This is a genomic window from Serratia entomophila, assembly GCF_021462285.1.
GTDB classification, from domain to species: Bacteria; Pseudomonadota; Gammaproteobacteria; order Enterobacterales; family Enterobacteriaceae; genus Serratia; species Serratia entomophila.
This window is the reverse complement of sequence record NZ_CP082787.1, coordinates 263,168-276,455: the sequence shown is the minus strand read 5'-3', so window position 1 is coordinate 276,455 and position 13,288 is coordinate 263,168. Positions and strand designations below refer to the sequence as shown.

General features: G+C 59.5%; 6 protein-coding genes. 3 read left to right on the top strand and 3 right to left on the bottom strand.

Translation table 11 applies throughout. From position 1 onward, the window contains the following. Positions 1-47 precede the first annotated feature (47 nt). Positions 48-2,141 carry a TonB-dependent receptor gene (locus tag KHA73_RS01265; RefSeq protein WP_234587583.1) on the bottom strand — a complete coding sequence of 698 codons (2,094 nt, stop codon included), beginning with the start codon at positions 2,139-2,141 and terminating at the stop codon, positions 48-50. A 536-nt stretch (positions 2,142-2,677) separates the two neighbouring features. Here KHA73_RS01265 and KHA73_RS01260 point away from each other — a divergent pair. Then, positions 2,678-4,288 carry a condensation domain-containing protein gene (locus tag KHA73_RS01260; protein WP_234587581.1) on the top strand — a complete coding sequence of 537 codons (1,611 nt, stop codon included), beginning with the start codon at positions 2,678-2,680 and terminating at the stop codon, positions 4,286-4,288. A gap of 42 nt (positions 4,289-4,330) precedes the next feature. Next, the gene (locus tag KHA73_RS01255) at positions 4,331-7,426 is read left to right on the top strand and encodes an amino acid adenylation domain-containing protein (RefSeq protein WP_234587579.1); all 3,096 of its coding nucleotides are present in this window, start codon (positions 4,331-4,333) and stop codon (positions 7,424-7,426) included. A gap of 44 nt (positions 7,427-7,470) precedes the next feature. Here the strand turns inward: KHA73_RS01255 and KHA73_RS01250 are convergent, their stop codons facing one another. Together KHA73_RS01250 and gltP are read right to left on the bottom strand one after the other, a co-directional pair. Further along, positions 7,471-8,802, bottom strand: coding sequence for a condensation domain-containing protein (locus KHA73_RS01250; protein ID WP_234587577.1), 1,332 nt, complete (start codon positions 8,800-8,802; stop codon positions 7,471-7,473). A gap of 246 nt (positions 8,803-9,048) precedes the next feature. Next, positions 9,049-10,365 carry a glutamate/aspartate:proton symporter GltP gene (gltP, locus tag KHA73_RS01245; protein ID WP_234587575.1) on the bottom strand — a complete coding sequence of 439 codons (1,317 nt, stop codon included), beginning with the start codon at positions 10,363-10,365 and terminating at the stop codon, positions 9,049-9,051. 890 nt (positions 10,366-11,255) lie between these two features. On the opposite strand from gltP, the gene acs reads away from it, so the two are divergent. Further along, on the top strand, positions 11,256-13,214 hold the full coding sequence (gene acs / locus KHA73_RS01240; RefSeq protein ID WP_234587573.1) for an acetate--CoA ligase: 1,959 nt from the start codon (positions 11,256-11,258) through the stop codon (positions 13,212-13,214). The last annotated feature ends 74 nt before the right edge of the window (positions 13,215-13,288 follow it).

The window sequence follows — 13,288 nt, the reverse complement described above, 5'->3', positions numbered from 1 at the left end:
TCACGTTATAAAACGGGGGGCAAAAGCCCCCCAACGTTGCGATAGCCTTAAAAATTCAGCTCGACCGCAGCACCGATCAAGCGCCCTGGCTGGACTGTCGCCGTGTAGATGTCGTTGCCTCTGACCATCTCGCGACGATCGGCGTCAAACAGGTTTTTCGCATACAGCGTGGCGCGGCCATAGGCGAAGGTGTAGGCCAGCTGAGCATTGGCCGACCAGTAGGAGCCGATGCGCCCGCGCGAATCGTTGTCATATGCCGAGTAATAGGAGTCGGTAAACGCCACGTTGCTGCTGAGTTCCAGCCCTTTCAGGAATTGATACTTGGCTCCCATATTGACGGTATAGGCCGGCGCGCGCGCCAGCTCATGCCCTTCCACGCCGCTGCCCGAGAATTTCTTGATGTCGGTTTTCAGCAGACCGAGGTTGCCGAACAGCTCGAAATCCCAGCGCGGCTGCCAGATGGCGCCGATTTCCGCACCGTAGGTTTCCACCTTGTCGGCATTGCGGATCACGCTGGAGTTTTCACCCAACGCGTAAGGCAGCTGCATGTCCTTGTAGTCGTTGTAGAAAACGTTGCTGGTCAGCACCACGTTGGCGTCTTTCAGGTGATGACGGCTGTACAACTCATAGTTCCAAACGTACTCAGAGCCATAGGTGTAGCTGACTACCGGCGTGCCGATGGTGATGCCGCCGCCGCCGGCGTTATAGCCGCGCGCCACCTTGGCGCCGTAGGTTTGGCCGTCGGTCGGCTTCCAGGCGACGTCCAGCTTCGGCAGGAATACGGTATAGGTCTCGTCGAAATCGATGCGCACCGCATTGCTGCCGCCGATGCGGCGACGATGTTCACGCTCCAGACGGCTGGCGGCGGTGATATCCACCTGCGGCGTGAGGGCGTAGGTCATCTCGGCAAAAGCCGAATGGGTGTCGGTGTTATCTTTGAAAGAAGCGCCGCCGAAAATGTTAACGAACTCATCCTGCTTGGCGTGGAAGTAACGCAACCCCGCCAGACCGTGCAGGCGGCTGTCCGGCGCGCCAAAGCGCACCACCGGCTCCACGTGCACCTCTTTGCCGTCGATCTCGGCGTATTGAATGTTGTAGGCGGTAGGCCGGTTGATATTGAAATCGGTGTAGATCAGGCGGTTTTCCAGCGCCAGCGCGTCGGAAGCCTCCCATGACAGATCCCAGATGCTGCTGTTCATATTGCTTTTGAACACCGCACGGCGCGGATCGTAACGTGGGTTGGTCGGGTGCGGCTGCGGGTTGAGGCTTTCGTTTTGCGGCGCGGTGCTGCCGAAGTGGTTAAAGGTCAATTTGCTGGTCAGTTCGCGCATGCCGGCCGGGTTAAACAACAGCTTGGCGCGGGCGGTGGTGGCTTCAACCTCGCGCGGATCGCCCACCGGCGCATAGGCCGGCAGATCGGCGTCGCTGCGGCGGCGCTGGCGATCGACGCTGGCGCGGAACGCCAACTGATCTTCCACCAGCGGGCCGGAGACCATGGCGGACAGCTGCGATGAATGCTGGTTGCCGGCCCCGCCTTTAAAAGCGCTTTCCCAATCGAAGGTCGGATCCTTACTGGCCATCACGATGGCGCCGGCGATGGCGTTGCGCCCCTGAATATAGCTTTGCGGGCCGAGGAACACTTCCACCCGATCGAGATCCCACAGCGACTGCGGGCCGAACGCCTGCTCGTTATAGGTCAAAGAGCGGCCGTCCAGAGACAGGTTAAGGCGCGGGCGGGTGCCGCTGAGGAAAGCGTTGGCGCCGGTATTCGGGCCGGAGCCGTCGATGCCGCGCACGGTCGGCAGATCGTTGCCGATACCCAGATCCACCACGTTGGGGGTCATCCGCAGCAGATCGGGGATCTGCAGCGCATTGGGCATAGAGGCGATGCGGTTGCTGTCGAACACCTGCACGCTGGAGCCAGTGTCAAAAATGGAGCGTTTGACCTTCTCGCCGGTTACCAGCAGGGTTTCCGCATCCTGAGAGGTTTCGTTGCTGCCGTTATCCGCCGCGCCGGCGGCGCCGATCGACAGTGAGCAAAGGCCTAAAAATAATGAGGTAAACGCCCCGATAGTTTGTAAGCCTGACTTTTCCCTGTTTCCTACGTTTTTATGCCGTTGAGCCGCTGAATGCTTGCCCATAGAGGTATTCTCCTTCATCCCAGAGGTGCACAAAATTTGAATTTTTTTTACATAGGTAAACGACACTCACACAGACAATGACGCTCGCGGCCTTCCTGACCCTTGTGTTGCTTATCCCTGCAGCAGACAACATCCTTCCCGGCCAACGGACACAGCCCCGCGCACGGCCAGGCTGCCGGCGCGATTGCCGGCAGTTTTTGTACCAAAACGTAAAATAATGTTAATAATGATAATATTTTGCATTTTTTAATGCAAATCATTATCAATAAAGAGCGAAAAACGGCTATGCCTCCGCCATGAAAATCCGCCTGGCGCAGCGTGAAGATCGGCACATTTCATCACGTTGGAATTATTGCAATACTAAGAATAATATAGATAAATCATTTACACGCATCGATAATCTATCCGCCGTTCCGCCAAGGCGCTCTACTGATATCACTTCCTTTCAAACAAAATCAAATAATAATATTTTTCATTCCTATTAACATTTGGATATATTCTTGCAGTCTCGTTAGCTGAATCAAAATGGATACCCGATGAAAGCCTTGACCACCATGCAGGCCGCCTACTGGGTGGGCCGGCAATCCGCAGCGCCGTTGGGGGGCATGTCCGCTCATCTGTATGCGGAATTCGACGGCGGCGACCTGGAGGTCGGGCGCCTGAGCCAGGCCGTGACGGCCCTGTATCTGCATCACCCGATGTTGCGTTTGCGCATTACCCCCGACGGGCAGCAAACCATCGCCGCGCCCGGCCCCCAGCACGGCCTGCATCTGGACGACTGGCGCCATGCCGATGCCGCCGGGATCGAGCGCTCTCTGGCCGCTAAACGCCAGGCGAAAAGCACCCAGCTCCTGCCTCTCGATCAGGGCGTTCCCTGCGATATCAGCCTGACCCTGTTGCCGGCGGGCCGCAGCCGTCTGCATGTGGATCTGGATATGATCGCCGGCGACGCCATGAGCTTTCGCCGGCTGATGGAAGATCTGGCGGCGTTTTATCACCGCCTTCCCCCGGCCCCCGCGCCTGAAAATCCGGTGGCCTACTTCGATTATCTGGCGCGGCGCACTGCCGACCAGGCGCTGCAGGAAAGACGCGCCCGCGCCCAACAGTGGTGGCGCGAACGCCTGGCGCAGTTGCCGCCGGCGCCGCGGTTGCTGCGCACGCCGGACAGTTGCCGCAGCGATCGCCTGGCCGTCCAACTGAATGCTCAAGAAAGTCGGGCGCTGGCCGCCGCCGCCAAACGGCAGCACATCACCCTGTCGGCGCTATTTTTGGCGCTGTTCGCCCTGGCCGTCGGCTATGGCTGGAATATGACGCGGTTCAGGCTCAACGTGCCGCTGTTCCACCGCGATCCTTACCTGAACGATACCGACAGCCTTATCGGCGATTTCTCCAATCTGTTGCTGTTGGGGATCGAGCTTGACCACCAGGAAAGCCTGAACGCGTTCTGCCACCGGCTGATGGCGCAGCTGGCCACGCTGATCGAATTTGCGGATTACCCCGGCGTCAGCGTGATGCGCGATCTGTCGCGTTTGCACGGCAGCCTGCAGCCTTCACCGGTGGTCTTCACCGCCGGCTTCGGCATTCGGGGCAAAGCGCTGTTTTCCGAGCAGGTGACCCGCACCTTTGGCCCATTGGGCTGGGTGATTTCTCAGGGGCCGCAGGTGGCGCTGGACGCCCAGGTCGCCCACAGCGACGACGGCATCCTGATCAACTGGGACGTTCGTCTGGATGCCTTCCCGGAGCAGGTGCTGCCGCGCCTGCTGGCCTGTTACCGGGCGCTGCTGCAGTTGGCCGCCCAGCGCGCCGATGCCTTTGATCTGCCGCTGGCGCAGCTATTGGCCCGCTGTACCCCCGAGGCGCTGGCCCGGCAAACGCCGGTGCGGCAACTGTTGCACCTGCTGCTGGCGCGGGTGGCTCCCGGCGCCGCATTGAACGACGACGACGATATTGCCCGGCTGCAGCTGCCGGACGCCGGTTTAAACGCGCTGCTCGGGGTGATCAACAAATATCTGGCGGCGGCGCTGACCCCGCAGGACGTGGCGGCGCACCCCACCCCGGCGGCCCTGGCAGCGCTTATCTGCGAACGCGCCACCGGCGCAGCGGAAGGCGCGCGGACGCTGCTCAAGGCGCTGGCGCCCCAGGCCTGACGCCGACTCACTTTTATCGGTTAGCGACTATAGGGAAGTACCATGGAGACACCATTAACACCGCTGCAGCAGGCGTATCTTCTGGGCCGCAGCGATCGCTGGCCGCTTGGCGGCGTGGCGATGCACGATTTTCGCGAATACCGTGGTCACCAGCTGGATCTGCCGCAGCTGGAAGCGCGGCTAAAAGAACTGGTATGCCATTACGCCGCCCTGCGCACCTGCATCGATCCCCTGCGCCTCACGCAGCGCGTGCGTCCGGAGGCCAGCCTGAATCTGGATCGACACGATCTGCGTTCGCTTAGCCACGAGGCGGCGCAACGGCAGGTAACCCAGCTGCGCACAGGCTATTCCCACCAGCGCCACGATCCCGCGCAGCCGCTGTGGCGCATCGCCATCGTTCAACTGAACGAAACGCAGGATCCGCCGGGATCGCCGTACGACTGCCTGATCTTCACCAGCTTCGACGCGCTGATCCTCGACGGCCAGGGCATTTCCACGGTGATCGCCCGCCTGTTCGATCGACAGCCCCTGGCTCCGATAGCCCCCAGCGGCCCGGCGCCGGCGACGACGACGGCGCAACGCCAGGCGGACGCCGCCTATTGGCAACGCAAGCTGCAAGACGTCACCACGCCGTCGGCGCTGCCCTGGCTCAGCCCGCTCGCCAATCTGAAGGCCTCCGGCTATCGCCGGGCCAGCCTGACGCTGCCGCGCGAAACGCTGAAACAGCTCGGCCGCCTGGGTTCCGCCCATGCGCTGCTGCGCAACAGCACGCTTTCGGCGCTGATCCTCGATACGCTGGCGCACTGGACCAGCGACGGCGAACTGTGCATTGGCGTGCCGGTCGCCTTCCCCAGCACCGCAGGGGAATTAGGCAATGCGTCCAGCTTTGTCGCCGTTCGCTACTCCCGCCACGGAGAAAACTTTATTCACCGCGCTCAGACGCTGCAGGATGACGTACTCGGCGCGCTCGATCATCTGGCTTTTTCCGGCGTGGATCTGGCGCGGCAACTGCTGAGCCATAGCCAGGGCGGCCCTGCGCTGCCGGTGATCCTCACCAACTGCCTGAGTTGGGAGACGCTGCCGGCCGACGCGCCGGTGCGCTACCATGACGGGCTGACGCAAACGCCGCAGGTGGCTATCGATATTCGTCTGACGATGGACAGCGAAAAAAACCTGCTGCTGTGCGTGGACTACGCCGAACAGGCGCTGAATGGCGAACAGGTGCAGGCGGTGCTGGCCGCGCTGCAACGGCACGTGTTGCTGGCCTGTCAGAACGGGGAGCTGGAAATCGCGCCGGCGCGCTTTATCGACCTTGCGCATTACCGCCACAACGGCTGCGAGGCCGACGCAGCCCCCTACCCTTATCTGGCGATCCTGGCCGAACGGCTGTTTGGCGCACGGCCGCCGCAGACGGCGCTGATCTGCGGCGAACGGCGGCTGAGCTATGGCGAACTGGGGCAACGGGTCGCCACGCTGATGGCCAATCTGCAACAGCGTGGCCTGCAGCCCGGCAGCGTAGTGGCGCTGTATTTGCCGCGCAGCCCGGAACATGTGATGTTCAGCCTCGCCTGTGCGCTGTCGGGCATTATCTGGGTGCCGATCGACATCAATTCTCCCCCCGAGCGCACCGCTTATCTGCTGGATAACTGCCAGCCGGATCTGGTGGTGCATCAGGGGGAGCTGGATACGCCGCGGGGCGTCACGCCAGCGGCGTTGCTGGCTCCCGCCAATAGCGCGCCTGCGCTGCCGGACAGCCAAACGCTCACCGAGCGCAGCGCCAGCGCCGCCGCCGGCTATTACCTGTATACCTCCGGCACCACCGGCAAGCCCAAATGCGTGGTGCTCAACAACCGCGCCACCGCCAACGTGCTCAGCCAAACTCTGCAGCGCTGGGCGGTGACCGCCGATGACGTCTTTATCTCGGTGACGCCGCTGCACCATGACATGTCGATGTTCGACCTATTCGGTTCGCTGAGCGCCGGCGCAACCCTGGTGCTGCCGGCGCCGCATCAGGAAAAAGACGCCATCAGTTGGAACCAGCTGGTTGAACAGCATCGGGTTACGCTGTGGTGTTCGGTACCCGCCATCCTGGAAATGCTGCTCAGCTGCAAAGCGGCGGACGGCCTGCGCTCACTGCGCCTGGTGGCGCAGGGCGGCGATTACATCAAGCCGGCGACGGTGCACGCATTGCGCACCCTGGGCCCGGATATCACCCTGTTCTCGCTCGGCGGGCCGACCGAAACCACCATCTGGAGCATTTGGCACCCGATAGCAGCGCAGGATACCGGCACCGTACCTTACGGCCGCCCGCTGCCGGCCAACCAGTATTTCATCTGCCACGACGACGGCATTCACTGCCCAGCCGGCGTGGTGGGCCGTATCCACACGGCGGGGGTCAATCTGGCGCTGGGTTATCTGGAACGGGGGGAGCTGAAGCAACACGACTTTGTCACCCTGGCGGATGCCGACGGGCGGCCGCTGCGCGCCTTCCGCACCGGCGACCAGGGTTATTATCGACCGAACGGCGACATCATGTTCGCGACCCGGGTAAACGGCTATGTGAAAATTCGCGGCGTGCGGGTTTCTTTGCCCGAGATCGAAGACGTGCTGCGCGGCCATGAGGCCATTCTCGATATGGTGGTGGTGGATTACCCCAGCGGTGAAAACGCCGAGGCGACCCTGGGCGCGATGTATCTGACGCATGACGGCAAACCCTTGGCGCCGTCGGATATTCGCGCCTTCTCTACCGGCTACCTGCCCTGCACGCACATTCCGACGCGCTTTATTCACGCCAATGCGCTGCCGCTGTCCGCCAACGGTAAAACGGATCGCCACCGTATTCGCGCCCTGCTGGTGAGCCAGCATGCCGCGCCGGCGCTCAATGCCTGCGCGGCGCCGCCGCCCGGTGCGCCGAAGGCGCGCAGCGCCGAGATCCTGAAAATTTACTGGCAGGCAATCGGCGTGGCGCCGCAGCCGGAATGGGGGGAAGAAACCGCCTTTATGGCGATGGGGTTGAAGCTGCCGCACATCAAAGAGGTAGCGGCCCGCCTGAACGACGCCTTCGGCACCCGGCTGGCCACCACCGCGCTGCTGCCGTGCAAAAATGCGCGCGAAGTGGCGGCGCTGCTGGCAAGCTGACCGGCACTCACTCACCCGGGCAGGGATCGTCCTGCCCGCTTTCTTCAGGCTGAAACCGCAGCCAGCGCATCCAACGGCACATCCAACCCGCCGGGCTGCAGCGCGCGCAACAGAAAACCTTGCAAAGCTACGCCGTATTCCGCCGCTCCCGCCGCCGGGAACTGCTGCACAAAGATATCGATATCCAGATGCAGATCGCTGGCGTCGGTGCGCCCGCGGTAGGTCAGGTTGAAGCCGTCGCCGGAGCCGCCGGCCAATACCCGGCGCGTACTGGCGCATCCGGCAAAACTGGGCGGATCGAAGGGCTGGACGTTGATAAACGGCGAGATGAAGAAGCGTGAATCCGGGCCAACGCCCCGATCGGCGGCGAGCTGGCGCAGGCGGTAACCGGCATGGCCGCGCAGCTTGCGCAGCGTCTGCGCCAAACCCGGCAGAAAGCGCCCCAGGGTCTCTCCCGGCGCCAGCGTAACCAAGAGCGGCAGCGTATTGACCGCCAACGACGGCACGTTGGCGGCGGCCTGGCCGCGGCGATTCATCGCCGGCATCCACATCGGCAACGTATCTTTCACCTTCATCTGCTGCGGCATCGCCTGATGCAACCAGGCGGCGGACAGCGCCAACAGCAAATCGGGCCAGCCGATGCCGCTGCGCTCTGAAAGCTCCAGCAACCGCCGTGAGATTGCCTCAGGCAACAACAGGCTGGTGCCCAGGCATTTTAACCCGTATTCCTTGCCACCCTTGCGCACGCTCGGCAGCGGCTGCCCCTGCGCCAAATATTCCCGCCAGAAATGGCGATCCCGTTCGGCGCGTTCCGAGGCGGCATAGGCCAATTCCTGGTGATGAAAGGCGAGAAAAGAGCCCAACGGCTGCCCGGCGCTGCCCTGCCCGATAAAGTGGGCATACAGGGTGGCGCAGCGATGCTCTATCAGCGCCATACCGAAACCGTCGACGATGATGTGGTGTGCGCGCAAATACCAGATGAAATGCGCCGGCCCCAATTTGAGCAGCCATACCGCGGCTATCGGCTGGCGGTGCAGATCCAGCGGCTGCGAGACGTCCGCCTGCATCTGCTGCTGAGCGGCCTGATAGGGATCGGCCTGCTGTTGCAGATCGCGATGCTGTAGCCGCGGCGCACGCTGCGGCTCATACCGCAGCCGTGGCGGCCGATGGTTAAAACGCAGGGCGAACGCCTGCGTCTCGGCGACAGTCAGGGCGATAGCCCGGCCCAGCGCCGCCTCGTTCACCACGCCGTGCAGCTCAGTGCAATGCGCCACGGTGGAGAAGGGCTGGTCAGGGTGTAAGGTAAATTCTTCCCAGAAGTCGAACTGCGCTGGCGCCAACGGCAGCCATTCAGAGGCCAAAGCGGTTTCCAACATGTTACCTACCTTTGATAAGCCTGAATAAAAGCACCGGGTACGGAGCAAAGAAAGGCCCGTCTCGAATGCTTTTTAATGTGTCCATACATAAAGAAATGAAAATGATAATAACATTTATTATCATTTTTATTAATTCGGTAACACTTTAGATTCAGTTAAGCAGGGATGCAAGTAGATGGGGAAACGCAGACAGCAAAACGCCCCCAACCGCGAGGCCAGGAGCGTTTTATAGGAGGTACGGCCAGGTTACGACTGATTAGCCGGTTTGACTTTCTGCGAGAGGAATTCCTGCTCGTACGCCAGCGCTTTCTTGCGATCGAACTGGTGTTCCCATTTGGCGATCACCAACACCGCCAGCGCGTTGCCCACCACGTTCAACGCGGTACGCGCCATATCGAGGATACGGTCGACGCCGGCGATAAACGCCAGACCTTCCAGCGGAATGCCGACGCTGCCCAGCGTAGCCAACAGCACCACAAAAGACACGCCGGGCACGCCTGCGATCCCTTTCGAGGTCACCATCAGGGTTAATACCAGGATGATTTGCTGGCCCAGCGAAAGCTCAATACCGTACAGCTGCGCAATGAAGATGGCGGCGATGCTCTGGTACAGGGTCGAACCGTCCAGGTTGAAGGAATAGCCGGTTGGCACCACAAAGCTGGTGATCGACTTGGGCGCGCCGTAGGCCTCCATCTTTTCGATGATGCGCGGCAGCACCGTCTCTGAGCTGGCGGTGGAATACGCCAGGATCAGCTCATCCTTAAGGATGCGGATCAGCGTCCAGATGCGCAGATTGCAGGCGCGTGCGACCGCGCCCAACACCACCAGGGCAAAAAAGGCGATAGCAAAATACACCAGCACCACCAACTTGGCCAACGGCAGCAGCGAGGCGAAACCAAAGTTCGCCACCGTCACCGAGATCAGGCCAAATACCCCGATTGGCGCATAGCGCATGATCATGTGGGTCACTTTGAACATGCTCTCTGCAACGGCTTTAAACACCTTCAGCAGCGGCTCTTTGGTTTCCTTTGGCAGCGAGGACAGCCCAAGGCCAAACAGCACCGAGAAGAAAATGATTGGCAGCATGTCGCCCTTGGCCATCGACGAAAAGATGTTCGAGGGGATCAACGACAGGATGGTCGCCACCAGACTGTGCGAACCGCTTTGTACCTGCTCGGTGGTTTTCTCGTACTGCGAGATATCCACCGCGGTCAGCGTTGACATATCGATGCCGTGACCGGGTTGAAAAACATTAGCCAGCGTCAGCCCCACCACTATGGCGATCGTGGTGATCACTTCGAAATAAATAATGGTTTTCAATCCGAGGCGGCCTAACTTCTTCGCATCCCCGACCCCGGCAATACCGACCACCAGGGTGGCAATAACAATCGGCACCACAATCATCTTAATCAGGCGAATAAAGATATCGCCCGCCGGGCTCAAAATATTGCTGACCAGCCACTCGCGTGACTCTGTCTGATTATGTAATACCGCACCTACAATAATACCCAGCACCAGCGCGATCAGAATTTGCCAAGCAAGGCTAATTTTTACACTTTTCATACCCAAAAAGTCCTCAAAGACTCTTTTCGCCGCATTTAACCGCAACACAACGAAGAGAATACTTAATCATTTGATACAGGCTTATGTTAATTCAGTGGACGCGTTCACCTGCCCTTGGTGCGACGCAGTATAAATCAGTACCATCTGCACGGGCTGGTCTGCAAGCCTTGATTTGTCAGGCTTGTGCGTTGAATCACATCACAAAATTTTTACGTTTTAATATCAGATAACATAATTTACTGTTATTAAAAGAATAATTTTACGTGAAATGAATCACATAATTGCCCTGGTGATGATTTTTTGAACGCGATTAAAATGCGTCGTTTATCGCCCATTTTGCATATTTAGTCTGCGTGATTTGTTTATATTTTGTTACTGAAAGGTTTTGAAAATGAGAATACGCCGAGTGACATTTCAGATCAAGAATAAAGATGCTTTTTAATAAAGCGTAAAAATTGAACAGCGGGGTTGCCCACTCGTGCAATCCTATCTAAACCGCCGAAGCTGCCAGCGGGAATTTGTCACTCAATTATTAAGGTCATTCAGTCAGATTTTCACACCTATTAATAACGACATCGAATATTAATAATGAGAAATAGGAAAAAATGTTTTAATCATGATGAATACGCAGATGATTATTTAAAACCGGCGTCATAATTGGCAGGTTAGTTATTCTTTTTCGTTATTTAGATAGCGCTTTTTGACAAAAAACGCCTATTTGACGGTTTTTCTCCGCCAAGCAGATAGATACCTGCTGCAAATACGACAGAACTATTACAAATCAATATCTTCGTTGCGTGATCTGCCGCGCAAAAAAGAAACAAAGAATCATAGCAAACTATACTTAACCTTCAGTTGACATACTATTAACAACTTAAAGGAGAAAAGCTATGAGCCAACTGCATAAACACGCTATTCCTTCTGCAATTGCAGAACACGCCCTGATTAATCCGGAACAATACCAGCAATATTATCAACAGTCTGTGCAAGACCCGGAGGCGTTCTGGGGGGAGCATGGCAAAATCCTGAACTGGATCAAACCTTATAGCAAAGTAAAGAATACCTCTTTCGACCCGGGCCACGTCAGCATTCGCTGGTTCGAAGACGGCACCCTCAACCTGGCGGCCAACTGCCTGGACCGCCATCTGGCCGAACGCGGCGACCAAACCGCCATTATCTGGGAAGGCGACGATCCCGCCCAGTCGAAGAAAGTCACCTATAAACAGCTGCACCACGATGTCTGCCAATTCGCCAACGTGCTGAAAAAGCTGGGCGTCAAAAAAGGCGACGTGGTGGCTATCTATATGCCTATGGTGCCGGAAGCGGCGGTCGCCATGCTGGCCTGCGCGCGCATCGGCGCCGTGCATTCGGTGATCTTCGGCGGCTTCTCGCCGGAAGCGGTTGCTGGCCGCATCATTGATTCCAACGCCAAACTGGTGATCACCGCCGACGAAGGCCTGCGCGCCGGCCGCGCCGTGCCGCTGAAGAAAAATGTCGACGACGCGCTGAAGAACCCCGGCGTGACCAGCGTCGCCAACGTGGTGGTGTTCCAGCGCACCGGCAAGCCGGGCTACTGGCAGGAAGGGCGAGACCTGTGGTGGCATGAGCTGACTAACGGCGTTTCCGCCGATTGCCCGCCAGAAGAAATGAACGCGGAAGACCCGCTGTTTATCCTGTATACCTCCGGCTCGACCGGCAAGCCCAAGGGCGTGCTGCACACCACCGGCGGCTATCTGGTATACGCTGCCCTGACCTTCAAATACGTGTTCGATTACCACGATGGCGACGTGTACTGGTGCACCGCCGACGTGGGCTGGGTGACCGGCCACAGCTATCTGCTGTACGGCCCGCTGGCCTGCGGCGCCATCAGCCTGATGTTCGAAGGCGTGCCTAACTACCCCGGCGTTAACCGCCTGTCTCAGGTGATCGACAAGCATCAGGTCAATATCCTGTATACCGCGCCAACCGCCATTCGCGCCCTGATGGCCGAAGGCGACAAGGCGATCGAAGGCACCCGCCGCGATTCGCTGCGCATCATGGGCTCGGTCGGCGAGCCGATCAACCCGGAAGCCTGGGAGTGGTACTACAACAAGATCGGCAACGGCAAATGCCCGATCGTCGACACCTGGTGGCAGACCGAAACCGGCGGCTTTATGATTACCCCGCTGCCGGGCGCCACCGAGCTGAAAGCCGGCTCCGCCACGCGGCCGTTCTTCGGCGTGCAGCCGGCGCTGGTCGATAACGTCGGCACCCCGCAGGAAGGCGCCTGCGAAGGCAACCTGGTGATCGTCGACTCCTGGCCAGGCCAGGCGCGCACCCTGTTCGGCGACCACGATCGTTTCGAACAGACCTACTTCTCCACCTTTAAGGGCATGTACTTCAGCGGCGACGGCGCGCGCCGCGACGAAGACGGCTATTACTGGATCACCGGCCGCGTCGACGACGTGCTGAACGTTTCCGGCCACCGGCTGGGCACCGCCGAGATCGAGTCCGCTCTGGTGTCACACCCGAAAATCGCCGAGGCGGCGGTGGTCGGCATCCCGCATAACATTAAAGGCCAGGCGATTTACGCCTATATCACCCTCAACCACGGCGAAGAACCGACGCCGGAGCTCTATGCCGAAGTGCGTAACTGGGTACGCAAAGAGATAGGACCGATCGCCACGCCGGACGTGCTGCACTGGACGGACTCCCTGCCCAAGACGCGCTCCGGCAAGATCATGCGTCGCATCCTGCGCAAAATTGCCGCCGGCGATACCAGCAACCTGGGGGATACCTCAACGCTGGCGGATCCGGCCGTAGTCGACAAGCTGTTGGAAGAAAAACAATCAATGAAAGTGCCGTCATAATTTTCGCCGCCTCCGGCCGCTCCTCCGGATAACTCCGCGTCGAGCGGCCCACTGCGCGGCGTACTCTATCAATA

Coding starts and splice junctions, on each gene's coding strand:
- KHA73_RS01265 (WP_234587583.1), bottom strand. CDS start 2,141: ATGGGCAAGCATTCAGCGGCTCAACGGCATAAAAACGTAGGAAACAGG.
- KHA73_RS01260 (WP_234587581.1), top strand. CDS start 2,678: ATGAAAGCCTTGACCACCATGCAGGCCGCCTACTGGGTGGGCCGGCAA.
- KHA73_RS01255 (WP_234587579.1), top strand. CDS start 4,331: ATGGAGACACCATTAACACCGCTGCAGCAGGCGTATCTTCTGGGCCGC.
- KHA73_RS01250 (WP_234587577.1), bottom strand. CDS start 8,802: ATGTTGGAAACCGCTTTGGCCTCTGAATGGCTGCCGTTGGCGCCAGCG.
- gltP (WP_234587575.1), bottom strand. CDS start 10,365: ATGAAAAGTGTAAAAATTAGCCTTGCTTGGCAAATTCTGATCGCGCTG.
- acs (WP_234587573.1), top strand. CDS start 11,256: ATGAGCCAACTGCATAAACACGCTATTCCTTCTGCAATTGCAGAACAC.